The sequence below is a fragment of the Nocardia crassostreae genome (assembly GCF_001613405.1).
GTDB lineage: Bacteria > Actinomycetota > Actinomycetes > Mycobacteriales > Mycobacteriaceae > Nocardia > Nocardia crassostreae.
In genome coordinates this window covers 237,304-261,176 of the sequence record NZ_BDCH01000012.1, presented here as the reverse complement: position 1 = coordinate 261,176, position 23,873 = coordinate 237,304, and the positions used below count along the sequence as shown (strand labels likewise).

Below are 23,873 nucleotides of genomic sequence, written 5' to 3'. Positions count from 1 at the left end.
TCGGTACGTCATCGCTCCGGCGGGAAGCCGGAGCGGCGCGGTTCACTCCATTGACGAAGCAGGTCCGGAAAGTGTGACTGCGGCAGGGTGAGCAGCGGAAATCAGCGGGTGGCCGGGCGCAGATTCGCGTTGACCCGCCAATAGAGGTACAGCCCGGCCGGGAACAGCCCGCACAACAGCAGCAGCATGCTGGGCCAGTCCTGTATGAGCACCACATCATTGCCGGGCCCCGCGAACAGCGCGAGATAGAGGTATCCGAGCGTCCACACCGTCAGCGGCGCCACGATGAGGCCGAGATTGTCTGTGACGGTGGCCATTCCGGCCACCAGCAGCACATTCACCACGGCCGCCGCCAAGGCCGTGAGCGGCAGTGGAATGGCCCCGGCGGTGAGGTTCGCCGCCAGCGCCGACGCCTCGGCCATCAGGGGATCGGACTGCGGCACATTCGCCTGCCCGGCATAGATCGGCAGGAACAACACCTCGAGGACGAGGGTGACCAGCGCGTCGATCACCAGCAGTCCGGCGATCACCCCGTTGAACCAACTGCGCCCGCGCTTGGTGACGGCCCCGGAATCGCCCGGACGGGCGCCCACGGCGGCGGTCACGGCACCGGCGGGAAGCCGAGGAGGGTCAGCAGGTGGCTCTGCATATCGACGAATCCGTACAGCACGTGCAGGTACAGGTCGTGCTGCGCCTGGAAGTGCGGGCGCTGGCTCTCGACGAATGCCGCGATGGCATTCTGCAGATCCCAGTTGTACATGCCGGTCAGTGTTTCACGTCGACGGGCCGGGACCCGAGCGTGTCGGGCAATCCGGCGAAGAGATCGTGCTCACGGCCGTCCGGTCCGGCCGGGCCGCGCTCGCCGCGCACCAGGATGTAGTGCTCCTCCGGCAGCACCGGCTGGGCGATGTCATTGGACAGCGCGAACTCGCGGCCCGACGGCGCGACCGTCACCTGGGTGGCATGGGCGCGCAGGGCGGCCCGCTTGGCGGAGAGCGCATCCGAGACGTCCACCGTGGTGGTGACGGATTCGGTGGGCACACTGGCCAATTCGCCGTCGTGCGGCAGCCGCCAGCCGCGCGGCAGCGCGCCCGGCAGCTGATCGACGGTGCGGCGCTTGAGCGCATCGGTGTGCATGGTCAGCACGGCGCGGTCGGTGACGGTCCAGTAGACCTTCGGCACCGCCCAGCCCCAGTCGACCGCCGCGTCCACCGCCGCCATCGTGATCTCGTGCGCGCGAATGTGATCCGGATGCCCGTACCCGCCGCGCGGGTCGTAGCCGACCACCACGCGCGGGCGCAGTTCCAGGATCACCTGGACCAGCGCGTCCACCGCCGCATCCCCGGAGTTCACGAAGGCGCGCGGATTCCGGGCCGACGGCGTGCCCGCCATCCCGGAGTCGCGCCAACGGCCCGCGCCGCCCAGGAACCGCGGCGGCGCCGCGTCCAACGCGGCCAGGGCCCCGGTCAATTCGTGAATCCGGTAGCCGCCGAGCTGATCGGCCCGATCGGCCACCAGATGCGCGTACTCGTCACCGATGACCTCGCCCTCCTCACCGAGGGTGCAGGTCACCACGGTCACCGGAATGCCCAGCCGCCGATAGTGCGCGATGGTGCCGCCGGTGGTGATGGATTCGTCGTCGGGATGCGCGTGCACCAGCAGCAGCCCGCCCGTCGCGGTCGCGGCGCTCACGCCCACTCCTCGCTGCGCTCGTCGTGGGCGTGCGCGGTGCGCGCTGCGCCGTTGGTTCGCTCGCTGCGCTCGCTCACGGCAGCCGCCGCCAGTTCGCGGCATCGGCGTAGATACCGGCCTGGATCGCGCCCTGCAGCGAGGCGCCGTCCACATTCGGCCCGGCGGCGGCGACCTGGGTGTCCTGCACGATGGGCAGCACGGTGGCCAGCTCCCACAGTTTGGGCTCGGCCTCCGCGATCACCTTCGGCACGTCGATACCGCGCAGCGCGGCGTCGATGGCCGGTTGCAGCGTCGGATCGCAGACGCCCGACAGATTCGACGGCGCGGTCTTGGCATCGTCCACGGCGGTCGAATCCCCGTTGCCCCCGGGCGGTTCCACGGGCGGGCAGCCGTAGCGCGAGGCCAGTACGGTGGCCGGATCGTCCCCGGCGCGCTCCCAGCCGACAATGGCGTCGATACCGCTGTCGCTCAGATCCTTGCCGTAGAGCTGTTCGGCTCCGACGCTGCTGACGATGACATCGATTCCGGCGCTGCGCAATTGGTCGGCGGCGGAATTGGCCACCGCCAGCGACGCGTCGTCGCCGTCGACCGCGCCGATGCGCACGGTCAGCGATTTGCCGTTCTTGGCGATCGGGCGCGGTTGCGGCGCGGGCGAGGTCGGGGAATCGCTGACCGGCTGTTCCGGCGCGCGCCCGAATCCGGCCTCGGCCAGCAGCGCGAACGCCTCCTCTTTACTCAGCCGGGCGGGCGCGGTCGGCACATAGCCCGGATCCGAGGGCGCGAGCACCTGCGCACGCACCGGTTCCACCCAGCTGCCGGTCTGCGCGCCCACCGTGGCCAGCAGCACCGGATCGAGCAGCCCGATGACGGCGCGGCGCACCCGCACATCGTCCAGATCGCCACTGCGGCCATTGAGCACCAATTGCATTTCCCGCGATTGCGCCTGGACGGCGGTCCGCACCGACGGGATGGCGGCCAGTTGCGCCTGCAGGGCGACCCCGCCGCGCACCAGCGCCATCTGCGCGTCCCCGACCCGCAGCGATTCGGCCACCTGCGCGGCCGTGCCGCCGCGGCGCATCAGAATCTGATCCGGCACCGCGGGTTTGCCCCAGTACCGGTCATTGCGTTCGAGCAGGATCTCCTCGCGCCCGCGATCGGTCTGCTTGATGCGGAACTGCCCGCCCGAGATGCGGATGGTGTCGACCAGCCCCTGCTCGAATCCGCTGTCCTTCACCAGATGCGAGGGCAGCAGATCGGCGAACAGCTGCCGCCACGCCGGATACTCCGAGGCCATGGTGACGGTCACCGTCTTACCGCCCGCCGAGGAGCTGACATCCGAAATGAGCCGGTACCCAGCGGGATCCACCACACCGGGTTGCGCGATCATCTGCTGCCACAGGTATCGGAAGTCCTCGGCGGCGATGGGCGCGCCATCGGACCAGGACGCCTCGTTCTTGAGCTGATAGGTAATGGTGAACGGCTCCTGCGCCGTGACGTCCGCCGCCACCATGAGCGCCGGATCCAAAACCCAGTCGGTCCCGCCAGGCACCGCGGGACTGGGCACCGGCCGGAAGGGGCTCGGCAGCACCATGGAGGCCACCGCGGCGGTCGCGGGCGAAAGCTGCGACCGCAGATGCGGATTGAACCCGATGCCGATATCGTCCACCGCCACCACCACCGAGCTCTTGCTCGGTTTGGCGGGCGTCGTCTTGGGGCTGTCGGTGCTCTCGATCGGCGGCGGCGGATTCGCGGTGCACCCGGTGGCGACCGCCAAACCCGTCGCCACCACCATCAACACCGCACGCCACGATGCGCGCACCCGAGCTGTGTCCAATTTGCCTCCGCTTCGCTCCGGCGGGTTCGCGGCCCTGAGGTCTCGTTCTTCCCTCCTCCGCTCCTCCGCTTCGCTCCCCCGCTCCGTCAGTCCAGAACGAGACGGCCGCGAACCACAATCGTGGACGTCAGACGGCCGGATCTAGAGCTGCGCAAGCGCGGAACGAACCGGAAATCGATCCTACTGGGAGCGTGCGCCGGAGGGCGCTGTGGCGCAACGGCTCGTGGGCACACTGGCCCACGAGCCGTTGCATTTGGCTACTGCGCGGCTTTGTCGCGGGCCTTGCGGCGGGAGATCTCACGCTGCCGCTCGTTGGCATTGAGGATGACCTTGCGCACACGCACGACCTCGGGGGTGACCTCGACACATTCGTCGCCCGCGCAGAACTCCATGGCGCCTTCGAGATCCAGCTGCAGCGGCTTGGCCAGGGTCTCGAGCACGTCACCGGTGGCGGACCGCATATTGGTCAGCTTCTTCTCGCGGGTGACATTGATGTCGAGATCCTCGGCGCGCGGGTTGATGCCCACGACCATGCCCTCGTAGGTGTCCGCGCCCGGCTCCACGAAGAACTGGCCGCGGTCGGCCAGCTGGATCATGGCGAACGGGGTCACCGATCCGGCGCGGTCGGACACCAGCGAACCGGTGTGGCGGGCGCGGATCTCACCGGCCCACGGGGCGTAACCGTTGAACACGGCATTGGCGATACCGGTGCCGCGGGTCTCGGTGAGGAAGTCGGTGCGGAAGCCGATGAGGCCGCGCGAGGGGACGATGAACTCCATGCGCACCCACCCGGCGGAGTGGTTGCTCATCTGCACCATCTTGCCCTTGCGGGCCGCGAGGAGCTGGGTGACGGCGCCCAGGTACTCGTCCGGGCAGTCGATGGTCAGCTCTTCGAAGGGCTCGTGCACCTTGCCGTCGACCTGCTTGGTGACCACCTGCGGCTTGCCGACGGTCAGCTCGAAGCCCTCGCGGCGCATCTGCTCGACCAGGATGGCGAGCGCGAGCTCACCACGACCCTGCACCTCCCAGGCGTCCGGGCGGCCGATATCGAGCACGCGCAGCGAGACATTGCCGACCAGTTCCTGATCCAGGCGCGACTTCACCATGCGGGCGGTGAGCTTGTGACCCTGCACCCGGCCGACCAGCGGCGAGGTATTGGTGCCGATGGTCACCGAGATGGCGGGCTCGTCGACGGTGATGCGCGGCAGGGCGACCGGGTTCTCCGGATCGGCGAGGGTGTCGCCGATCATGATCTCCGGAATGCCCGCGACGGCGACGATGTCACCGGCCACGGCCTCCTCACCGGGCGAGCGCTCCACGCCGACGGTCTTGAGCAGCTCGGTGATCTTTACGGTCTTGGTGCCCTCGGCGCTCATCCAGGCCACGTTCTGGCCCTTCTTCAGCGTGCCGTTGTGAATGCGCACCAGGCCGATGCGGCCGAGGAACGGCGAGGCGTCGAGGTTGGTGACATGCGCCTGCAGCGGCTTGGTGGCATCGCCCTTGGGGCCGGGGACGTACTTCATGAGGACCTCGAACAGCTCGTCGAGGTTCTCCGCGTCCGGCGCGCTGCCGTTCTCGGGGCGGGTGGTGGAGGCCTTGCCCTCACGGCCGGAGGCGTAGAGCACCGGCAGGTCCAGGGCCAGCTCGGCGGCCTCGGAGGCCTCGTCGTCCAGATCGGAGGCGAGGTCCAGCAGCAGGTCGTGGCTCTCCTCGACGACCTCTTCGATGCGGGCGTCCGGGCGGTCGGTCTTGTTGACCACCAGGATGACCGGCAGCGAGGCCGCCAGGGCCTTGCGCAGCACGAAGCGGGTCTGCGGCAGCGGGCCCTCGGAGGCGTCGACCAGCAGCACGACACCGTCGACCATGGACAGGCCGCGCTCGACCTCACCGCCGAAGTCGGCGTGGCCGGGGGTGTCGATGACATTGATGACTGTCACCGAACCGTCCGCATTGTGGCGGTGCACTGCCGTATTCTTCGCGAGAATGGTGATGCCCTTCTCGCGCTCCAGATCACCGGAGTCCATCACTCGGTCGACGAGTTCGGCACGTTCGGCGAACGCCCCGGACTGACGCAGCATGGCGTCGACCAGTGTTGTCTTGCCGTGGTCGACGTGCGCCACGATGGCGACGTTACGGAACTCGACAGACGACACGATTGATTCCTCCTGGTGCAAAGTGTTGGTGCCGACCCGGGTCATGCTTGAGCAAAATGCGAAACTCCACGGGCATGCGGCGAGCTACACACTACCGTTCGAGGTAACTCACACGTTTAGCGCGTACGAGTTAGGTTAAGCTAACCAACATGGGCAAGGTGAAGGCGAAGGACGTTTCGAGTCTGAAGCCGAAGAAGAAGTGCTGCCGCAAGAAGACGCGGTGCTACAAGTGCCCTGTCGTGATCATGCGCATGAAGAAGCTGGAAGCCTCGGGCTGCTGCTCCAAGAAGGAGCTGAAGAAGGGCCTGAAAGCCGCCCGCGCGGCCTGATCGCGGAGTACACCGGAGGCATGACACCCGCGCTGCTCTCCGACGACGACATCAGCAAGGCCCTGCTCGACCTACCCGATTGGATCCGCACCGGCGACAGCATCGCCCGCACCGTCGAAGCCCCGTCGTTCCTGGCGGGCATCGAACTGGTGCGCCGCGTCGCGGTGGCGGCGGAAGCCGCCGATCATCATCCGGATATCGATATCCGCTGGCGGCGAGTAACTTTCACGCTATCGACGCATTCAGCGGGCGGACTGACCGCCTTGGACATGGCCCTGGCGCACGAGATCGACCGGCTGGCCGTTCAGAGCTGAGTTCCGGCGGCCGGATCGGGCCACCCACACATAGAAGATCAGAACGCCGATCACATCGACCGTGCCGAGCCAGGACAAGAGGCCCGGCCGGGAGATGGTCCAGATGTCCGGCTGCGCGTACAAGAGCACCCACGGCACGCCGACAGCCGTTGTCACCAGCCAGTATCCGGCCAGTAGTCGCGCGCCCGCGGCCTCGCGCAGCGGGCCGTACAGCAGCCACAGCATGACCGGGATGAGCCAGATCCAATGGTGTGACCAGGAGATCGGCGAGGCCATCAAGCCGAACAGCTGCACGATGAGCAGCGTGCCCAGCCGGTCGTCGGCCGCCAGCGCCCGCCAGGCCAGCACCGCGAGCACGGCCGTGATCAGCACCGCCACGATCCACACCGGGCCGGTACCCACATCGTGGCCGAGCAACCGGCTGATCGCGCCGCGCAGCGACTGATTGGTCGCCGAACCCACCGGCCCGATCCGGGTGGCGTCGCCGAGCAACTCCCCGAAGTACTTCCGGGTCTCGTCCGGCGTGATCAGATACATCAGCCCGATGGTTCCGGCGAAGACCATCGCCGACCACACCGCGGTCAGCCACCGCCGCCGCGCCACGAAGTACAGCCCGGTGACGGCCGGGGTCAGCTTCACCCCGGCGGCCGCGCCGACCAGCGCGCCGGAAATCCACCACCGGGTGCTGCGCACGGCGAGCATGGCGATGAGCACCAGGAAAACATTGACCTGGCCGTAGTCCAGGGTCGTTCGCATCGGCTCCAGCCAGGTGCCGACGGCCGTCCACCAGACGGCCACGGTGCGCCACTTCGGTTCGCGCAGCGCTTCTTTCCCGAGCATGAGTTCCAGCGCCAGCCACACCACGCCGAACAGCGCGGCCACCGTCAGCAACAACCAGGCGATGGCCACCACGTCGAACGGCAGGAAGTGCAACGGGTAGAAGACCAGCGCCGCGAAGGGCGGATAGGTGAACGGCAGCGGAAAATCGGGCGTCTTGCTCGCGTCGGTGTAGTCGTAGAGATGTCCGCTACCCAGATTCGCCGACCCGTCCACATAGACGTGCAGATCGACGAAGTTCATGCCATTGGGCAATAACAGCACCCAGGCGAGGCGGGTCAGCGCCGCCAGACCGAGCGCCGCGACGGCCAGTCGGAAGTGTCGATTCACGGCGCGGCACTTTCAGCTCGGACGACATGTGGGCGCGGGCAATCCGGTCCCGGTGAGGACCACGAACAAGAGTAGTCATAAGCCCGAATGTGCAGCGAAACGCGCATCCTAGGCAGTAACATTCGCATCAACGACCACATCTGTAACACGCAAATTGGTCGGTTGTTCGATAGCCTGAGCCGATCAAGGACAGCAAGATCACACCGTGGCTGTACAAGACGGCGGCCCGGTCCCTAGAGTGGCGCGGAGCGATGTCTCCATCGCTGCTAGATGTACCCGAGGTAAGGACGGCTACACCAGTGCTTCGCACCCGAGGATCGCGGTTCGCATTGACCGCAGTGGCCCTGGCGGCCTGCGCCACCGTTGTCGTGCCGACCGCCGCGCATGCGGCGCCTGAAACGCAGGCGACCGTCAGCATTCCGGCAATTCCGGAGGGTGTCCCGGTGGACGCGCTCGCCTCGCTGGTACCCGCCATCATCGGCGCGGCCGCGGGTCCCGCGGATATCGCCTCCCCCGGCCCGCAGCAGGCCATCCTCGATCAGGCGAAGCGGATCCTGGAGTCGGCTCCGCTGCCGCAGTCGATCAAGGACACCCTGAACCGGATCATCAAGTTCCTCGACGGCAGCGGCGGCGGCGGTCCGGACATCCCGCAGGACGGCCCGGTCATCTCGCAGTTCCTGTGGCCGACCATCGGCAAGGGCTGCATCAGCTCCAGCGCCGATTCGGTGGGCACCGCGCTCGCCGTGGCGGGCCCGGCCACCCTGCCCCCGCCCGGACCGGCGGCCGGTCAGACCGGTTTCGTCTTCACCGCGCTGGGCACCAAGCGGCCCACCGAGGTGCAGAACCCGCCCATGACCGTGCAGTGGCTGAACCTGGACACCCGCGCCACCGGCGTCATGAACCTGACCGACGAGGCCAAGATCAACCCGGACGGCCCGGCCACCCTGTCGGCCATCGCCCCCACCGGCTCCGGCCGCGTGGTCGCCCTGGTCTCGGGTTCGCTGACCACCCAGGCCGATGAGTCCGCGCAGCCCATCACCTGCTCGTTCCTGCCGACGGTCGGCTTCTTCACCGTCGCGTAAAAGCGCTCACCTCAAGTTCGGGCCCCCTCGCCACCGCGAGGGGGCCCGAACTTTTGCAATGCCCGGATCGCAACGCCGCACCCGGGAACCGTGTGTGCGATGAGTTCCTGTGGTAGACCGCTAGATATGGCCGCTGTGAAGAACTCCGCCCGGGGACTGCATTCGCGCCGATCGATCCTGTCGATCCGTTCGGAGGGCTCGATCCTCTCGATCGGCTCGGCCTATTTGGTCCTGTCCATCGGCAGCGTGGGCTCGGTGCTGTCGATCGGCTCGGTCGGCTCCTTCGGGTCGATCATCTCGTCGGCCTCGTTCGGCAGCCTCGGCTCCGCCTTCTCCGGTCTGTCGCGCTGGTCCATGTTCTCGTGGATGGGCGACCGCCAGGCCTTCGGCGAGGGCGCCACCGAGCACGAACCCCGGCCGCTGCTGCGCGTCGTCGCCGACGAACCCGATCTCCGGGCCGACCCCACCTGCCACTGCCAGACCTAGGGAACTACCACCACTGCCCGTACTGCGGGGCCAGGACGGAGTTGACGTCCACGCCGATGCCGTCCACCGCGCGCTTGTCGATCTCGAACTGGTGCAGGTGCGCCTGCGGATGCACGTAGCCCTTGGGGGTGCCCCAATTGTGTTGCCAGAAGAAGGAACACAGGCCCACGTCGCGAATGAAGTCGATGGTGGGGGTATTGGCGTAGACGCCGACGCGGTCCCGGCCCAGCACGGTCTCCCAGCCGCGCAGGTACGGGTCGATCTGCGATTCCCATTCCGCCGCAGCGGGATTGTCGTCGATGGAGGCGTAGATGGGCGCGTGGTCCGGGCCGCCCGCCGATTTGTGCAGGAGCAGGCCGCGGGCGGCGTGCTTCAGCCCGGCCTCGTAGCCGCCGCGCCAATCGGCGGTGGGGCCCTTGCCGAACTGGTAGCAGGACACGACGGTGAGCCCGGCCGCGGCGAGGGCTTCGACCTCGCGCGCCAGCAGCGGTTTGCCCGCCATCCATTCCGCGCCCGGTCGCCGGTCGGAGACGTAGCGGATGACGCCCATATGTCCTTCGGCGCTGATGACCTCGGCCGCGGGGACGCCGCCCGCGTAATCGAGGAGGGTGCCCAGCTGTTGCCGCGCCTGCGCGGCGGGGGCCGGGAGGGTCAGTCCCGCCGTCACGCCGGTGGCGAGGGCGGCGGCCCCGGTGAGAAAGGACCGGCGGCTGACATGGTCGATACGCATCGCGGAACTCCTTCGCACACTCGCTGGTCGAACATGCCGACCGGGGGCGAAGAGAGAAATGAAGATCCGCCGACGATCGGTGGAACAAGAAGCGGCGTGCCCGGCGCACCTTCCCCGATGACGACTAACTGATCATCAGTGCGCCGGGAGCCCTGGAGCGTGGCTTCATTTCACCACATTCACATTGGAATCGCCGGGCTCACGGGACCCACACGCATCACATGTCCCACAGGTGCGCAATCGGGCAATTGACATGCGGGCCCGCGCGGGGCTCAGACCCGCGTGCCCTGCAGCCGGGCCGCCACGTCGATGGTGCGGCGCGAGACATCCGAAACCTCGGCCCGCACCACCCGCGCCACCTGGGCGGCGATCTGCTTGCGAATGCCCGCCACCTTGCCCAGCGCGGCCGCGCGCCAGCCCTCGGCGGTGAGTTCCAGATCGATGTCCTCGGCGCGGGGCGCGGCGGCATCGATGACGATGAGCAGCGGATCGGCCGCGCGGGCGGTCAATGCGACCGGTACCTGGACCTCGGCGCGATACCGATTGGACTGCAAGACGTCCACGGTGATGTCGAGGCTCACCGGAATGGTGAGATCGAAGGTCACCAGTTGGGTGCGCGCATCGGTATGCCAACCCCCGGTGGCCTCGGACGGACGCGCGGCGGGCACGGTCGCGGTGGCGGGCCTTGGAGTGTCGGCGGATGCCGGTCCGGGGGCGGTCGCCGCTGCGGGAGCGGTTGCCGGTGCGGCGGGCCGGATCTCGGCGATACGCGGTGCCGCGGGGGGCTGTGCCGTCACCGGCTCGGCCGCCGCTGACCCCTCGGACGCCCCGGTGGCCCGGCCGGATTCGGCGACCCGCGGTAGTCGCACGGTGCCCTTCACCGAGACCTGCGCCTTATTGCCCGGACCGCCGCGCATCGGGCCGACCTCGATGGGCTTGCCCGCCATGGACTCGACGACTTCTTGCACCCGTTCGGCGGTCACAATGCGCTCGAAGAAGCGATGGCCGAATTCGTCGTAGCCGATCCATTCGTGGGTCGGCCGACCGCGATACGGCGATTTGCTGCCGTTCAGGATGGCTTCCACATCGAAGGTGCGGCCGCGCTGGGCGTCGGGATCCTCGAGAATCGCATTGATGCGGTTGGCGACTTCGTTCTGCACCAGCTTGGCAATGGGGTCGACCAGCAGCTCGAAGGCGGTGCCGATGGCCGCCGCCCGCATGACGAAACTGACGTCCCGACCGGTGACCGGTGGAATATCGATGACCACGAGCAGCGGATCCGCGGCGCGCGCATGCATCTGGAGATCGATTTCCACGACCGCTTCCAGCCGTAGTCGCTGCCCGCCCAAAGTGACGTCGACCCGGAGTTTCACCGGCAACCCGACATCGAAGTGCACATGCGGGCCGCGTCGAATGACGGTGGGCTTGCCGACACTGCCCTTGGCGACGAATCGCGCCAATCCGGCCGGGCCGATGGAGAAGGGACCAATGGTCATTCCGCGTCCGTCCATACCGGACACCGCCGCCTCGATCCGGGATTCCGTTACCGCCGCCGCCACGAAACGTTCGCCGAATTCGGCGTAATCGATCCAAGTCGGTTCCGGGGACGGTGTCATCCAGCTGCGTTCGTCGGGCGGAGACCCCTGTCCTGCCGATGAGGGGGCAGCAGGACAGGGATCGATCGGCGATGCTGCCGGGCACCGCCGCCACCATCGTAGGCGGAAGTTCCGCCGAGTCCTACCCTCCGGTTCCGGTGTTTCCAGAATGTGGAACCTGCGAGGTATCTACATTCCAGAGTCCGGGTCCAATACCAGTGGAGGTCTAACCGGCATACCTGCCGTAGCCGACCAGGCCCGAAACGGCGTCGGGCCGGTACTCGTGGATGGTGATTTTCCCGAATTCATTGCCGCCCACGGAAATGATCGTTCCCGCCTGCGCGCCGATCACGATATTCGTGTGCTGATTGAAGGGGCTGGCGTCGGTGTACATCACCACATCGCCGACCTTGGGCTGATAACCCGAGTTCCAGGCCTCGAATCGGCCCGCGCCGCGGTAGTACTCCTCCAGCGTGTACACGCCCGGAATGCGCCAGGATCCGGAATTCGGATTAGCCAGGGATCGGCCCGCCTCGCGCATCACCCAGCTCACGAAGTAGGCGCACCACGGCTCGTCCACACCCTCGGAATACTTCGTTCCCGGCTGCTGCGCCCGGAATTCCTGCTGCAGCACATCCACGATCCGCGACTGGGTGCCGTCCAGTCCGGTCCGGTCGACCGCTGGGAAATCGCGCAACCGCTCCCCCGCGAGCGCTGGCCAGTCGCGATCGGACCACCAGCGCACGCCGACGATTCCGGCGGTCGCGATCAGGGCGATGCCCAGCGCCACCGCGATCCAGCCGAAGGCTCTGCCGCGCCGCGTCTCCCGCTCGATGATCATGCGCCCCTCCCGAGTGCGGCCGCCCGTCGGCCGCGTCTTGATCTTCATATCCGTGCCGCGGCGAAACGCAACCGGTGCGCCGAAACTACAGGGCGGGGTGCGGGCGGGGATTCGCCAGGACTCGCCGCTGTGCGGCCTGCTCCGACAGCGCGGCCAGATCGGCGCGCAGCCGCTGTTGCAGCCGGTCTCCGGCGGCGCGGTGGACGGCGGCGCGGTGGACGGCGGCGCGATCCGGATGGCCGAGCGCGTCGGCGAGGTTCGCGAGGACGTGGTCCATGGGGCCCAGCACGGTGGCTCCGGTTTCCAGACCGCCCACCGATCCGGCGTAGGGCAGCAAGCGGTCGTAGATCTCCCGCGCCGCGGACAGATCGCCCAGCGCGAGGCAGACGCGGGCGCGGGTCGCGGTGAAACTGGACCAGAATTGCCGCGCCATGGGCGGATTGGCCGCGAGCACGCGGCGGGCGGCCTCCTCGCGCCCGGCGTGCACCAGTGCGAGAGCGTGGCCGTAGGCGAACAATTCGGGCTTGATGGCCGCGCGTCGGCCGAGGTCGTCCGCCAGGCCGGACAGATCGTTGGTCAGCCATCCGATGGAGATGGCGATGCCGATGTGCAGCGCATTGGGGTCGCGGGTGTACTCGCCCGCGCCCTCCTCGGAATGCGCCACGATCTCCTCCGCCGCCGAGCTGCCGTCCTCCAGCATGCGCAGGGTCTCCTCCACATTGCCGCGCAATAGTTCCAGCACCATGTCGAAGGGCGTGATGGCGTCGAGCAGGTGCCGCAACTGGCCGTCGGTGGAGTAGGCGGCCGCACTGCGCGCATGCGCGTCCGCCGCAACCAGATCCGCGTCGGCTAGATCGGCGCGGAAGAGCAGATAGTGCGCCAGCGCCCGGAATTCGGTGAGCTTGGCCTCCGTGGAAATCCGGAGCAGCTGCGCGGCATGGCTTTTCACATCGCGGGCGCGCAGGAATCCGCCCGCCGCGAAGGCGGCGAACGCCTGCGCGTTCACGACCGTGCACACCAGATCCGGATCATCGAGTTCCGCGGCGAGCGCGAAAGCCGCATCCGCCAGCTCCCGTGCCGCGTCCGAATCGTCGAGCGCCCAGTCGAATACGGTGGTGACCTGCGCCAGAATCCGCACCCGCACCGGCAGCTCCGGATCCGCCAGCGCGATCCGCAAGGGCTCCCGAATCCGCGGATCCGGCGTATGCCAATCGTGCACCGACCAGATCAGCGGCGTGGGCCAGCAGGTCACCGCCCGCGCCAGCAACTCCGTCCCGCCGAGCGCTTCCGCCAATGCGATGGACTGCTCCCGCACCGCCCGCGCCGCCATATGCTGCCCGTCGTAGGCCAGCGCCGTGACGAGCTCACACCGCGCCTCCAGCAGCGCCTCCCGATCACCCTGCCCCGCACCGTCTTCCGCATGCCCCGCCAATTCGTGCAACGTCAGCACCGACCGCCACCGTCGCACCGCATCCGCCCGCATCCGCCGCTCCACACACCGCCGAGCCGCAGCCCGCACGAACCCCAGCGCCTCCACCGCGGTCTCCGGACTGGCCCCCAATGCCGCATGATGCGCCAGCGCGTCGACATCCCGCCCCCGCTCCACCCCACGCCCCGAGAACTCCTCGCGCGCATCGCTGGCAGCGGGAGCCAGCGGGTCGTTTGCCGAGAAGGCGAGGGCTGCGGCGCTGACGGAGGGGGTGGGGGGTTCGTCGCGTCGGGGTAAGCCGAGGGCGGCGCTGTTGGCGGAGAGGGCCAGGGCCGCGCCGCTGGCGGAGCGGCCGGGGGTCGGCGGCGGGGTCTTGCCGTCGGTGGGGTTGTGGTCGCGGAGGAGTTCGAAGGCGGCCCAGTGCATTCGGGAGCGGCGGAGGACGGGGATGCCGTAGTAGACGGTCTCGCGAATGAGGGCGTGGTCGAAGGCCAGGCGGCCGGTGCGGTCGGTGCGGAGCAGGCGGGCGGCCTCGGCGGTGGCGAGCAGATCGATGACGGTGTCGGTGGGGTGGGTGGTCGCGGCGGCGAGGGTGGTGATGTCGCAGTCCTCGCCCCAGATGGACATGTGCTGGAGGAGTTCGGCCACATCGGCGGGTAGTTGGTCGATGCGGTGGCCGAGCAGGTCGCGGACGGTGTCGGGGAGGCCGACGGTGGTGCCCCGGGTGGCGACGAGTTTGGCGAGTTCGCGGACGAACAACGGGTTGCCGCCGGTGCGGCGGCGGAGCAGGGCGACGGTGCGATCGTCGAGCAGGGTGAGACCGGCGGCGGCCGCGGCGTGCCGGGTTCCGGCGAGATCGAGGCCGTCGAGTTCGATGCGGTCGGCGGTGAACAGGGCCAGGGCCGCGGCCGTATCCCGCACGCCCGGACCGGCTTCGGTGCCGCGCAGGGTGGCGATGATGAGGATGGGGCGGTCCCGCAGCCAGTTCACGACCTGGCGCAGCACCTGCAGGGTGGCGGTGTCCGCACCGTGCACGTCCTCGAGGACGATGGCGAAGGGGGCCGCGGCCGCGCGTTCGCGGCAGGCGCGGACCACGCGGCGGGCGAGGGTGAAAGCGTCTGCGGCCGTATAGGTTTCCGGAGCGGCGTCATCGAGACCGGTGAGGACCTCGGCCCAGGCCCAGGCGGGCGGCGCGCCCTCCACCTCGGGACAGCGCCCGAACACCGTGGACCACGATCGTTCCGCCAGCTGCGCGGTAATGGCCGCGGCCAGTGTGGTTTTCCCGGCTCCGGCCTCACCGGACACCCACACCAGGCGCACATGTCCGGCGGCCGCGATATCGGCCGCCGCCAGGATGGCATCGCGCTGTTCGACATATCCGCTGTCCGGCAGTTCGTCCGGGACGGCCACGGGTTCGGGGGTGCGCACCACCAGCGGCGTGGTCGGCGGATCGCTGTCCACCGAGTGCGTCAGGATGGCGGTTTCCAGATCCCGCAGTCCCGGACCGGGATCCACCCCGAACTCCAGGGTGAGGAATTCCCGGCTGTGCCGCACCGTGGCGAGCGCGTCCAGGGATTGCCCCAGCCGGTACTGGGCCAGCGCCAGCAGCCGCGCGCATTCCTCCCGCCCCGGATGCTCCTCCAGAATGGGCCGCAGGGCCAGCACCACCTCGGCGGGCCGGTTCATCTCCAGCGCGGCCTGCGCCCGGAGTTCGGCGGCGGTGAGCCGCAGCGCCGCGAGCCGGGCGGTTTCCTGTGCCGCCCACGGCATTCCGGCGAAGGATTCGAAGGCCGTCCCGTGCCAGCAGGCCAGCGCCTCGTCCAGCACCCGGCACTGTTCCAGCGGATCGGGCCGCCCGGCCGGATCCCGCATGGCCGATTCGTGCCCGTGCAGCAGCTGCTCGAAATGCCACGAATCCACCTGTGCGGGTTCCAGGTTGAGCGCGTACCCGTGCGATTCGGAGACGATGACGCGCGAGCGCCCCCGCCGCGGCCGGTCGGGTTCGAACACCCGGCGCAGATTGTGAATGTAGACCTGGAGGGCGGCAACGGCTTTGGTCGGCGGATCGCCGTTCCACAGATCGTCGATGAGCCGATCGGTGGGCACCACCCGCCCGCCCGCGGCGACCAATCGTCCCAGTACGGCGCATTGCATGGGTGCGCCCGGCGGCACCCGTTGACCGTCGATGCTGATGTGCAGTGGGCCGAGCACCCCGATTCGCGTCACCGCCATCGCACCGAACAACCCCGTACCCATATCGGACCAGACCAAACTTTGAGCTTCAATATGGCAGAAATTCTGCGGCAGTACCCAGTCTTGTGACCGGGCTTAACCCGATACGAAGTGAACACGAAGAGTTGTGCCGCACACTGCCAAGAATGTTCGCCCCCTCCGGAGTGCCCGCGGCCGATCTCGCGGTATTGCACAGCTTTCCGCATCCGGCCTGTCTGCACGACGGCGCGTTCGACGTGATCGAGGCCAATGCCGCATTCCGCGATCTGTTTCCCGGCACCGCGTCGGGGATGAATCTGCTGACCGCGCACATGCTCGAGCCGATGGCCCGCTATGTGCTGCGGGACTGGGAGGCCGAAGCGCAGCTCATGGTCACGGCCTTCCGGCGCTTCGCTCCGGAATCGGTGCCCGCCAGCCGGATCGAGGAGGTGCTGAACCTGTGCCAGCGCGCCCCGGAGTGGGATCAGCTGTGGCACAAGGCCGATACCGCCGAGATTCCGCAGCAGCGCACGGCGGTCGTGGTGTCACCGCAGACGCATACCGAGAGCAAGCTGCACGTGCAGACTTTCCGCTTCGCGTATCCGAATCGGCCCTGGTCGCTGATGACCCTGGTGCCTTTCGACTGATCGCGCTCACGCCTCGGCGGCGGGCACCTCGAACCAGCCGTCCTCGGGTTCGGCATAGCCGTGATACATGAGTGGTATGTGCCGGTCCACGCCGAAGTGCCGGTAGACGGCGAGCATGGCCTCGCGCACGGCCCGATCGTGGAAGTCGTCTATGCGACGCGCGCCGAGCACGTGCTCGGGCAGCAGTTCGAGCCGGGTGAGCTCCTCCGGATCGGCGATGTCCAAGCCCATCGGGGCCGGATCGGCGATGAAGTGATCGTGCAGGACGGCGCGCACCCGGCGCGGATCGGGCAGGCCGGGGCGGAAGGCCCGGAATCGGGTGCGGATGGCGGGCGAGGTGTGCACTTGCAACCAGTCGACCAGGACGGGATTCGGGCGGGGCACGGAGCGGCCGGTGAGCGGCGTCTGCTCCAGCAGATGCAGCATGCAGCCGCCGGGAACGCGGGGTTCGGGGACGAGGAAAAGGCTGAGGGCGGGGGATCCGGACGCTGCATCCGAGAGGTAGACCTTGGTGCTCATGGGATCGGGCATGCGCGCCTTCTCCTTCGAGAATGAGGGGCCGCTGGTGCGGCCCCGCGCCCGGTTGCTGACTTCTGATCCGAGGGAATGCCGGTCGCCGAGTCACCCGACTCGGACAAATCTCCTCGACGTCCGACCTGTTCGACATCGGGAATTATAGTCCCCGAACATGAATCGAACCCATGGGATTCGACCGGATCGACGCGCGCGGCAACCGCTCGGCACACCACCGGGCAACCGCCCGGCACCCGCCCGCTAGGCGTCGATCAGCGGTCCGGCGCCCATGGCGTCGACCAGCCGCGTGCGCGTGGTGAGCTGCCCCGCGATGGTCGCCCGCACGGCGGGCCACTCCTCGTCCAGGATCGAGTAGAAGGCCGTACAGCGCACATCGCCGTCCAGGCCGCGCGAGTGGGCCCGCCGCACCCCGTCGCTGGTGGCGCCGAGACGCTCGATTGCCATGCGGGAGCGTAGGTTCCGCACATCGGCCCGCATGGCGATGCGCCGCACCCGCCAGCTGTCGAAGGCGTGCTGCAGCATGAGCAGTTTGGACTCCAGGTTGATCCCGACGCCGCGCGCCTGCGGCGACAGCCAGGTATTGCCGATCTCGGCGGCATCCGGCACGGCCAGTAGCGGATCCCCAGGTGGGAGCCCGTGTACCAGCGGCCACACCACGGGTCCCTGCCAGTAGTCGAACCGCGTGAACCGCGTCGATCCGAGCACCCGTCCGCTGGCCATCGCGATGATCGCGAAGGCCAGGGAGGTACCCGCCGCATGCCCCGCCAGCGCCTGCGCCACATAGTCCAGCGCCTCGTCCACCCCGTGCGGTACGGGCGTGAACGCATAATCGTCCCGATTCCCCTCGGCAGCCGCCGCGAGCCCCGAAGCATGCTGCGGCACAAGGGGTTCCAGCCGCACCAGGCGGCCGGTCAGAGTAATGGGTACGGGCACGTTCCCTCGAACTTTCACGAAACGGTCGAGGCCCGCGTCAGGCAGCGCCGCCCCGGTCACCCACTCCGGAATCGACGAAACCAGCCCTGGCACGCCAGTAGCAGCATCCGATAGTGGGATGAACGATAGCGGAACACCAGCGCACAGCAATGCAGGCTGCGCGCAAATTTCCCGCGCCACCGCCGCGTGTCGCGGCACACCCGAAAACATGCCGCCGACGTGGGCACCTGCTCGAGCCGTGAGTGCTCGGCACCGAGCCGCTCGACCCCATCGCGCGCATCATCGGCGCGCAGATGTTCGGGGGCGACAACGAGGGACGCCACCACTGTGGGCCGCCGGTCCCGGGGGGACGAGTCTGCTGGGGCTATCAGTCCGGAGGGCTCCGGTCGGCGCGGCGTTGCTCGGCGCGGTGGGTCAGCGTTTCGATGATGCGGTGCCATGCCGGTGAGGTGTCGGAGATGTGGGCGGAGACCAGTTTTCGGGGGGCGGGGGGGTTGTCGCGTTCGTGGGCGATTTCCCAGGCGTCCAGGTCGTCGATGAGGCGGTCCAGGCGGGGGTCGGCCGGATCCCAGTCGACCGATCGATCGCAGGCGAGCATCAGGCGGGCGGTCTCCGGGTCATCCAGTTCGGCGTTTTTCTCCAGGATTCGGCGGGGTATGGAGTTGGGTTCCAAGGCGCGCAACAGGATCCATGAATCGCGCTCGAGGCGGATGCGTTGTTCGCTGATGCCGAGGCCGCGCATGCGGTCCAGGACGGCGACCACGGCGGGTGGCAGGACGAGGCGTTCGCCACCGGCCAATTCGGCTATCCGGGTGCGGTATTCGGCTAGCTGGTCGATCTTGCGCTGTAGTTCCGCGTCGATATCGGTGAGCGCCGCGGCGAATTCGGCCGGGTGCGCGTGCAGTAGCGCGTCGATGCGGGACAGCGGGACACCGGCGTCGGCGAGCGTTCTGATCCGGATGAGATCCACCGCCGCCTGGGCGCTGTAGCGGCGATAGCCGGAGGCATCGCGTTCGGGCTCGGGCAGCAGGCCGACCTGGTGGTAGTGGCGGACGGCGCGCACGGTCACCCCGGCGGTCGCCGCCAGCTGCCCGATCGTGAGCACTGTCCTCCTCGGATCGTCGTCGAACGTGATCGCCCCGAGTCTAGGGGCGGGCCACACGGTCGAGGACGTCGCGGATCGCCCGGACCACGGCATCGGGGCGGTCGAAGCAGAGCCGGTGGTGGAAGGTATCGGTGAGAATGCGCTGTTCCCCGTGCGAGACCGCGCGCGCCACGGCCGCGTCCATGCGCCGCCGGGCCTCGTGCACGGCCCGCAGCGTCTCGGCCGGTTGGGACGGATCCGCGCCCAGCGCGCTGAGCGCGATGAGCGGAACATCGGGCAGGTCGGGTCCGGCCTTCAGTTCGGCGGCCAGCCCGGTCAGGGTGCTGCGCTCCGCTATGCCGAAGCGGATCCATTCCGCAGTCGTCTTGGCCTCGAGCAGCGTCCGTCGGATGTGCTCCGGATAGTCCGCGAGCAACTCGGCGTGCACGGCGTGCAGGACCGGGCCCAGCTCTTCGAGCTGCTCCAGCCGCGGCGGCATCTGCTCGGCCGCGGCCAATCGCAGTGCGGGGGGGCATGAACTCGTCCCAATCGCGGTGCAGGCCGTCCAACCAGACCAGTCCGGCCACCTCGCGCAGATACAGCTGCGCGAACCGGTGCGCGTAGAGGCCGCCAAGGGAGTGCGGCGCGAGCACATACGGGGCGGGGATGTGCTGCGCCCGCAGCAGCTCACGCAGTTCCGTGGCGACCGCGGCCGCCGTGCGCGGCAGTTCGACGGTATCGCTGAACCCCGTACCACCCCGGTCGTACACGACGGCGGTGGTGAACTGCGAAACCTGTTGCTGGACAGCGAAATAGTCCAGCCCGACCGCACTCGCCCCCGGCAGGAACACCACCGCCGGTCCCACGCCGCCCGACCGATGCACGAAGATACGCCGCCCGTCGACCTCCTGGAACCCGCCGATCGGCGGTGCGAGCCGATCCGCGGACATGCTGTTGTTCGTCATGCGACAAGCCTGCAACCCTGACGCTGCGTCAAGGTCAACCCCTTTCACCCGAACATTCGCCGCCGCTCGCTCATTTCCCGATCAACCCGCAGGTCACAGCCTTTGCCCACATGCGCCCCGATTCGTAGGCTCGCAGCTGCCCCGAACTGAACCAGGAGTGCAGATGCCGTCGAGGACCCCCGGCCAGCATGGACCGACACACGGCGTGGTCATCGCACTGGCCGCAGCGACATTCACCGTCGCGCTCACCGGCTGCAGCCCCACCCCGACCGCCGTCCCCGCGCCGCCGCCCACACCATCCACGACGACGGCGATGGCGACGACGACTCCTGCCCCGTCGTTCGCGCCGAATCCCGGCCCTACTCTCCCGCCGCCGAAGATCGAGACAACCTATATCGAGATTCTCCCCGGGGTCACTATTCCGGTCCCGCGGATCGCGCCCACGCCGAGCGAAACGCCCCGCTTCGAGCATTCGAACCTGTAGGCCCGCCAACCCGGTCGGCATGATGGTGGGATGGCAAAGCTGGTGAGTGCATGCGCACACTGCTGATATTGATCGTCCTACTGGGGATTGCGCTGGTTGTCGGCGACCGTGTCGCGGTCACGTTCACGCAGAACGAGATCGCCCGCAAGATCGCCGCGGAATACGCGCTCCCGCACGATCCGAGCGTCACCATAGGCGGTTTCCCATTTCTGACCCAGGCCGTCGCTGGCGAATATCCGACCGTCGATATTCGCGTCGGGGAGTGGACCGAGCAGAACATCTCCGTCCGCGACCTCGACGTCACTCTCACCGACGTCTCGGCCCCGCTGAGCGATGTGCTGGCCGCCCGCACCTCGAATCTGGTGGCGGCCACCGCAACCGCCACGGCCCTGGTTCCGTACGACACCGTGAAGGGTTACGCCCCACCCGAAGTGGAGTCGATCTCCAACAGCCCGGACGGCCTCAGTGTCACCGGAACCTTTCCGGTGCAGGGCATCTCGGTCCCGCCGATACCGGCATCGAGGTCACTCCGGTCTCGGTCCGAACCGCAGGAGGCGGCCTCACAATCCCCTTGGCCTTCCTCCGCGAAACCCTCACCTTCACCATCCCGCTCCAGCAGCTCCCCCTCGGCGCGCGCCTGACATCCATCACCCCCGCGGCCGACGGCCTGATCGTCACCGCGGTCGCCCACGAAGTCCGCTTCTCCAACCTGCCGTGACCAGCCGCCGATTCACTCGGCGGCAGCACGGAACAGTCCCGGATATCGTGGATTCATCGGTGTCGCACATCACAATTCGGGAGGCGCGTCGTGCGCAAGATCCTGTCCTTCTCCGTTTTCGGAATCCCCGTAGTCGGCTTCGTCGCAGGCGGCTTCCTACTGCTGGTCACCATGTTCATGTGGTTCGCCGCCGTCTTCCGTGACACCTGGCAGCCCCTGATGGGCGTGACCGAAGCCGACGTGGACGGCGAAAGCCTCGGCCTGTGGTACCCCGCCGGAATCCTGCTCACAGTCATCCAAGCAATCGGCGTAGCCGTCCTACTCCGCTGGCGCGGATGGCCAACCCCCCTGCGCGCCACCACCACAGTCGCCGCAGCCGCCACCCTCCTCGGCGCCACCGTCTACTCCTACGACCTCGTAATCCTCCCCGCCCACAGCTGGACCCTCTTCCTCATCAACGCCTCCGGCCTGGTCGTCGCCTGGACCCTCTGCGCCCTGACAATCACCCTGCTCCGCATCGAACCCCGCGCCACCCAACCCTGAACCCGATCACGAGCCGCCATATCTCGCCTCCATCTCGGCAGCGAGCTCCGGCTCCTCGGCCTCCATCTTCTGAACATAGGCAACCGCGTCACCCACGGTTCTCAGGCTCGCAAGGTCCTCGTCCGGCACCTTCACGCTGTACTTGTCCTCCAACTGCACAGCGATCTCCACCAGCGACAAGGAGTCGATCTCCAGATCGTCGGCAAAAGACTTCTCCGGCACCACCTCCGCGGCATCGATCCCCGTAACCTCCTCGATGATCTCCGCAACCGGCGACGATCTCTTCTTGCGTGGTAGCCACGAAACACTCTCCTCTGTCGGTGTCGGACGTCAGTGCCAGTACGCTAAGAGTTCCAGTGGGGTGGAGGTTCAAGAGTTTGTGACAGAGGACACGAATCCCGTTGCACTGCTGAGCATCGGAGAATTGGCCCGCCACACCGGACTTGCGGTGCGCACGATCCGGTTCTACTGCGACGAAGGCATTCTGGAAGCCCAGCGCAGCCCGGGCGGGCATCGACTGTTCGACGCCGACACCGCTACCGAACGACTCCTGGTGGTCCGGCGATTGCGCACGCTCGGCCTCGGACTGGAATCGATCACCGCAGTGCTGCAGGAAAAGTGGTCGATAACCGAGGCCATTGCCGCCGAAAGTGCCCGGCTCGATATCGAATTCCGATCGTTGGCATGGCGGCGGGCATCACTGCGCGCCCTCGAGACGGCCGCCCCCGCTCAGCGGGCCGAGCGACTCGCTCTGCTGGCAGCCGCACAGGACGCCGATGCCGTGCACGATTACCTCGCACGGTTCTGGCGGCGCATTCTCGCGCCGATACCGCGCGGCGACAGCGATATGTGGGTCGGCTGGAATGTCCCCGAGCCACCCGCCGATCCATCCGTCGACGAGGTGGTCGCCTATGCCGAGTTGGTCGCGCTGGTGAACGACCCCGGTCTGAGCAGCACTGTGCGGCAGCAATGCTGGCGTTGTCGACCGGATCTGATCCGGGACCCTCGAGAGCTGTACGCCGCTATGGGCAACGTCATGACCTACGTCGTGCCGCTCGTATCGGAAGGTGTGAGCCCACGCCCCGGAAGCGAACTCGACCGTTTCGTCGAAGCCCACGCGCACGCACGAGGACAACGCGATTCCCCGCGCTTCCGCAGGCAGTTGCTGACTAATGCAACCGATTCCGACCGCCGAATCCACCGCTATTGGACCTTGACCGAACGCTTCTTCGGCCCGCGCGTCACCATCGGCCGAGCCCACGACTGGCTGTACAACGCCCTGATCCACTCCACCAGCCCCCACTGATGCACGGGCAGTCAACTAGTTGATGGATGGAAACCTGTTGGCGTAGGGTGACGTTTGTGAGCGATGCACCGACGGCACAGGACCTGCTGGATATCACTTCGTCCGCCACGCTGCGCGCGCGGCGCGCGGCGTTCATGCCCGGCTGGGTGCCACCGGCGGCGGGAGTCTTGGGCGGTGGCGCGGTGGCCTTGGTCGGGTTGGGCAACGCCGACGACGGCAGCGGGTTCTTGTGCAGCGGGTACGGAGTGTTCGCCATATTTCTGGTCATGATGGCTTGGGTGTGGCGCACGCAAAGGAGTCGAGGCGTCATCCCGCGATCACCGGCGGACGAACCCACGCGACGATGGCAGCGATTCCTGCTCTACGTACTGCCACCGCTGGCCGCCTGTATGTTGATCGACTTCGCGCACGGGTGGCTGAACATCCTGTTCGGCGTAATCGTCGGTGGCATACCGTGGTTCGGTTTCGCACGTCAGCGAGCCCGCGCATGCCCGAACTGAGCGAGCTGCTCGGCTCCCTGCCACGCCTGAAACTGGTTGCGTTCCTGGAAGGTTGCCGCGAAGCCGAATTCGGAACGATCACCCGACTGTGCGATCTGAACAAGTCCACACTGTCGAAAGCCATGACCGTTCTCGAGGACGGCGGGTATCTCACGATCCGCAAGGGCTATGCCGGGAGAAGGCCGAAAACCTGGCTCGCACTGACCGATAGCGGTCGCGTCGCCTACCACGAGCACCTGAGCGCACTCGCCGCGCTCACGCGAGCTGCGCGAGAGAGCTCGAATCAGGGAATCTGA

General features: G+C 68.0%; 25 protein-coding genes and 1 pseudogene. 11 read left to right on the top strand and 15 right to left on the bottom strand.

Features of this window, described 5'->3' with window-relative positions:
* Nucleotides 1–101 precede the first annotated feature (101 nt).
* The 5 genes from NC4_RS08020 to typA form a co-directional block, all read right to left on the bottom strand.
* Nucleotides 102–605, bottom strand: coding sequence for a hypothetical protein (locus NC4_RS08020; protein ID WP_067534474.1), 504 nt, complete (start codon nucleotides 603–605; stop codon nucleotides 102–104).
* Nucleotides 602–760: a hypothetical protein gene (locus NC4_RS40960; RefSeq protein ID WP_169814747.1), complete on the bottom strand. Its 159-nt coding sequence runs from the start codon at nucleotides 758–760 to the stop codon at nucleotides 602–604. The genes NC4_RS08020 and NC4_RS40960 overlap by 4 nt, the downstream gene beginning before the upstream one ends.
* Nucleotides 761–765: 5 nt before the next feature.
* Nucleotides 766–1,692, bottom strand: a complete 927-nt coding sequence (gene mshB / locus NC4_RS08015; RefSeq protein WP_067535945.1) for an N-acetyl-1-D-myo-inositol-2-amino-2-deoxy-alpha-D-glucopyranoside deacetylase — start codon at nucleotides 1,690–1,692, stop codon at nucleotides 766–768.
* Nucleotides 1,693–1,765: 73 nt separating this feature from the next.
* The gene (locus tag NC4_RS08010) at nucleotides 1,766–3,484 is read right to left on the bottom strand and encodes an ABC transporter family substrate-binding protein (protein WP_067535942.1); all 1,719 of its coding nucleotides are present in this window, start codon (nucleotides 3,482–3,484) and stop codon (nucleotides 1,766–1,768) included.
* 299 nt (nucleotides 3,485–3,783) lie between these two features.
* Entirely contained in the window at nucleotides 3,784–5,724 is a 1,941-nt protein-coding gene (gene typA / locus NC4_RS08005) for a translational GTPase TypA (RefSeq protein ID WP_439957488.1), read from the bottom strand.
* 104 nt (nucleotides 5,725–5,828) lie between these two features.
* Between typA and NC4_RS08000 the strand changes: the two genes are divergently transcribed.
* Nucleotides 5,829–6,008 (top strand): hypothetical protein, encoded by a 180-nt coding sequence (locus tag NC4_RS08000; protein WP_067534471.1) that lies wholly within the window; start codon nucleotides 5,829–5,831, stop codon nucleotides 6,006–6,008.
* Between the two features lie 20 nt (nucleotides 6,009–6,028).
* Nucleotides 6,029–6,322, top strand: a complete 294-nt coding sequence (locus NC4_RS07995; protein ID WP_067534468.1) for a 4a-hydroxytetrahydrobiopterin dehydratase — start codon at nucleotides 6,029–6,031, stop codon at nucleotides 6,320–6,322.
* Here NC4_RS07995 and NC4_RS07990 read toward each other — a convergent pair.
* On the bottom strand, nucleotides 6,251–7,489 hold the full coding sequence (locus NC4_RS07990) for a mannosyltransferase (protein ID WP_084528672.1): 1,239 nt from the start codon (nucleotides 7,487–7,489) through the stop codon (nucleotides 6,251–6,253). The genes NC4_RS07995 and NC4_RS07990 overlap by 72 nt on opposite strands.
* A gap of 299 nt (nucleotides 7,490–7,788) precedes the next feature.
* On the opposite strand from NC4_RS07990, the gene NC4_RS07985 reads away from it, so the two are divergent.
* Both NC4_RS07985 and NC4_RS07980 read left to right on the top strand, forming a co-directional pair.
* Complete coding sequence (locus NC4_RS07985) at nucleotides 7,789–8,571, top strand: Rv1157c family protein (protein ID WP_067534465.1); 783 nt, start codon at nucleotides 7,789–7,791, stop codon at nucleotides 8,569–8,571.
* A 126-nt stretch (nucleotides 8,572–8,697) separates the two neighbouring features.
* Nucleotides 8,698–9,057 carry a hypothetical protein gene (locus NC4_RS07980; protein WP_067534463.1) on the top strand — a complete coding sequence of 120 codons (360 nt, stop codon included), beginning with the start codon at nucleotides 8,698–8,700 and terminating at the stop codon, nucleotides 9,055–9,057.
* 4 nt (nucleotides 9,058–9,061) lie between these two features.
* On the opposite strand, the gene NC4_RS07975 is transcribed toward NC4_RS07980, so the two are convergent.
* The 4 genes from NC4_RS07975 to NC4_RS07960 all read right to left on the bottom strand — a co-directional run bounded on the left by NC4_RS07975 (nucleotide 9,062) and on the right by NC4_RS07960 (nucleotide 15,908).
* Nucleotides 9,062–9,787: a DUF1906 domain-containing protein gene (locus NC4_RS07975; RefSeq protein ID WP_067534460.1), complete on the bottom strand. Its 726-nt coding sequence runs from the start codon at nucleotides 9,785–9,787 to the stop codon at nucleotides 9,062–9,064.
* Between the two features lie 272 nt (nucleotides 9,788–10,059).
* On the bottom strand, nucleotides 10,060–11,403 hold the full coding sequence (locus NC4_RS07970; protein ID WP_067534457.1) for a hypothetical protein: 1,344 nt from the start codon (nucleotides 11,401–11,403) through the stop codon (nucleotides 10,060–10,062).
* A 205-nt stretch (nucleotides 11,404–11,608) separates the two neighbouring features.
* Nucleotides 11,609–12,223 (bottom strand): CHAP domain-containing protein, encoded by a 615-nt coding sequence (locus NC4_RS07965; RefSeq protein WP_067535937.1) that lies wholly within the window; start codon nucleotides 12,221–12,223, stop codon nucleotides 11,609–11,611.
* A gap of 85 nt (nucleotides 12,224–12,308) precedes the next feature.
* Nucleotides 12,309–15,908 (bottom strand): ATP-binding protein, encoded by a 3,600-nt coding sequence (locus NC4_RS07960; RefSeq protein WP_084528670.1) that lies wholly within the window; start codon nucleotides 15,906–15,908, stop codon nucleotides 12,309–12,311.
* Nucleotides 15,909–16,030: 122 nt separating this feature from the next.
* Between NC4_RS07960 and NC4_RS07955 the strand changes: the two genes are divergently transcribed.
* Complete coding sequence (locus tag NC4_RS07955; protein ID WP_067534451.1) at nucleotides 16,031–16,510, top strand: MmyB family transcriptional regulator; 480 nt, start codon at nucleotides 16,031–16,033, stop codon at nucleotides 16,508–16,510.
* Between the two features lie 6 nt (nucleotides 16,511–16,516).
* On the opposite strand, the gene NC4_RS07950 is transcribed toward NC4_RS07955, so the two are convergent.
* From NC4_RS07950 to NC4_RS42270, 4 genes are all read right to left on the bottom strand, one after another.
* Complete coding sequence (locus NC4_RS07950) at nucleotides 16,517–17,041, bottom strand: hypothetical protein (protein WP_067534448.1); 525 nt, start codon at nucleotides 17,039–17,041, stop codon at nucleotides 16,517–16,519.
* A 243-nt stretch (nucleotides 17,042–17,284) separates the two neighbouring features.
* Nucleotides 17,285–18,070 (bottom strand): GNAT family N-acetyltransferase, encoded by a 786-nt coding sequence (locus NC4_RS07945; protein WP_245721557.1) that lies wholly within the window; start codon nucleotides 18,068–18,070, stop codon nucleotides 17,285–17,287.
* Nucleotides 18,071–18,344: 274 nt separating this feature from the next.
* Nucleotides 18,345–19,082, bottom strand: coding sequence for a MerR family transcriptional regulator (locus NC4_RS07940; RefSeq protein ID WP_067534445.1), 738 nt, complete (start codon nucleotides 19,080–19,082; stop codon nucleotides 18,345–18,347).
* 40 nt (nucleotides 19,083–19,122) lie between these two features.
* Nucleotides 19,123–19,578 carry a hypothetical protein gene (locus tag NC4_RS42270; RefSeq protein WP_245721556.1) on the bottom strand — a complete coding sequence of 152 codons (456 nt, stop codon included), beginning with the start codon at nucleotides 19,576–19,578 and terminating at the stop codon, nucleotides 19,123–19,125.
* A 611-nt stretch (nucleotides 19,579–20,189) separates the two neighbouring features.
* Between NC4_RS42270 and NC4_RS07930 the strand changes: the two genes are divergently transcribed.
* From NC4_RS07930 to NC4_RS07920, 3 genes are all read left to right on the top strand, one after another.
* Complete coding sequence (locus NC4_RS07930; protein WP_157554374.1) at nucleotides 20,190–20,510, top strand: hypothetical protein; 321 nt, start codon at nucleotides 20,190–20,192, stop codon at nucleotides 20,508–20,510.
* A 50-nt stretch (nucleotides 20,511–20,560) separates the two neighbouring features.
* Nucleotides 20,561–21,151 (top strand): LmeA family phospholipid-binding protein, encoded by a 591-nt coding sequence (locus NC4_RS07925; RefSeq protein ID WP_245721555.1) that lies wholly within the window; start codon nucleotides 20,561–20,563, stop codon nucleotides 21,149–21,151.
* A 167-nt stretch (nucleotides 21,152–21,318) separates the two neighbouring features.
* A complete protein-coding gene (locus NC4_RS07920; protein ID WP_067534439.1) occupies nucleotides 21,319–21,771 on the top strand; it encodes a DUF1761 family protein in 453 nt (150 codons plus the stop codon).
* Nucleotides 21,772–21,777: 6 nt separating this feature from the next.
* On the opposite strand, the pseudogene acpM reads toward NC4_RS07920, so the two are convergent.
* Nucleotides 21,778–22,072 (bottom strand): annotated as a pseudogene (gene acpM, locus NC4_RS07915) (meromycolate extension acyl carrier protein AcpM).
* A 78-nt stretch (nucleotides 22,073–22,150) separates the two neighbouring features.
* Between acpM and NC4_RS07910 the strand changes: the two are divergent.
* Genes NC4_RS07910 through NC4_RS07900 form a run of 3 tightly spaced genes read left to right on the top strand, consistent with a single transcriptional unit; the run spans nucleotide 22,151 to nucleotide 23,873 of the window.
* Nucleotides 22,151–23,077 (top strand): MerR family transcriptional regulator, encoded by a 927-nt coding sequence (locus tag NC4_RS07910; RefSeq protein WP_067534436.1) that lies wholly within the window; start codon nucleotides 22,151–22,153, stop codon nucleotides 23,075–23,077.
* 56 nt (nucleotides 23,078–23,133) lie between these two features.
* Nucleotides 23,134–23,577 (top strand): hypothetical protein, encoded by a 444-nt coding sequence (locus tag NC4_RS07905; protein ID WP_067534432.1) that lies wholly within the window; start codon nucleotides 23,134–23,136, stop codon nucleotides 23,575–23,577.
* On the top strand, nucleotides 23,565–23,873 hold the full coding sequence (locus NC4_RS07900) for a transcriptional regulator (protein ID WP_067534429.1): 309 nt from the start codon (nucleotides 23,565–23,567) through the stop codon (nucleotides 23,871–23,873). The genes NC4_RS07905 and NC4_RS07900 overlap by 13 nt, the downstream gene beginning before the upstream one ends.

What these genes read in the sequence shown, in the direction of transcription:
- NC4_RS07925 (WP_245721555.1), top strand. Translation starts at nt 20,561, where the DNA reads ATGCGCACACTGCTGATATTGATCGTCCTACTGGGGATTGCGCTGGTT.
- NC4_RS07900 (WP_067534429.1), top strand. Translation starts at nt 23,565, where the DNA reads ATGCCCGAACTGAGCGAGCTGCTCGGCTCCCTGCCACGCCTGAAACTG.
- NC4_RS40960 (WP_169814747.1), bottom strand. Translation starts at nt 760, where the DNA reads ATGTACAACTGGGATCTGCAGAATGCCATCGCGGCATTCGTCGAGAGC.
- NC4_RS07995 (WP_067534468.1), top strand. Translation starts at nt 6,029, where the DNA reads ATGACACCCGCGCTGCTCTCCGACGACGACATCAGCAAGGCCCTGCTC.
- NC4_RS07965 (WP_067535937.1), bottom strand. Translation starts at nt 12,223, where the DNA reads ATGATCATCGAGCGGGAGACGCGGCGCGGCAGAGCCTTCGGCTGGATC.
- NC4_RS07980 (WP_067534463.1), top strand. Translation starts at nt 8,698, where the DNA reads ATGGCCGCTGTGAAGAACTCCGCCCGGGGACTGCATTCGCGCCGATCG.
- NC4_RS07950 (WP_067534448.1), bottom strand. Translation starts at nt 17,041, where the DNA reads ATGCCCGATCCCATGAGCACCAAGGTCTACCTCTCGGATGCAGCGTCC.
- NC4_RS08010 (WP_067535942.1), bottom strand. Translation starts at nt 3,484, where the DNA reads ATGGTGGTGGCGACGGGTTTGGCGGTCGCCACCGGGTGCACCGCGAAT.
- NC4_RS07960 (WP_084528670.1), bottom strand. Translation starts at nt 15,908, where the DNA reads ATGGGTACGGGGTTGTTCGGTGCGATGGCGGTGACGCGAATCGGGGTG.
- NC4_RS07970 (WP_067534457.1), bottom strand. Translation starts at nt 11,403, where the DNA reads ATGACACCGTCCCCGGAACCGACTTGGATCGATTACGCCGAATTCGGC.
- NC4_RS08000 (WP_067534471.1), top strand. Translation starts at nt 5,829, where the DNA reads ATGGGCAAGGTGAAGGCGAAGGACGTTTCGAGTCTGAAGCCGAAGAAG.
- typA (WP_439957488.1), bottom strand. Translation starts at nt 5,724, where the DNA reads ATGACCCGGGTCGGCACCAACACTTTGCACCAGGAGGAATCAATCGTG.
- NC4_RS07930 (WP_157554374.1), top strand. Translation starts at nt 20,190, where the DNA reads ATGCCGTCGAGGACCCCCGGCCAGCATGGACCGACACACGGCGTGGTC.
- NC4_RS07955 (WP_067534451.1), top strand. Translation starts at nt 16,031, where the DNA reads ATGTTCGCCCCCTCCGGAGTGCCCGCGGCCGATCTCGCGGTATTGCAC.
- NC4_RS07975 (WP_067534460.1), bottom strand. Translation starts at nt 9,787, where the DNA reads ATGCGTATCGACCATGTCAGCCGCCGGTCCTTTCTCACCGGGGCCGCC.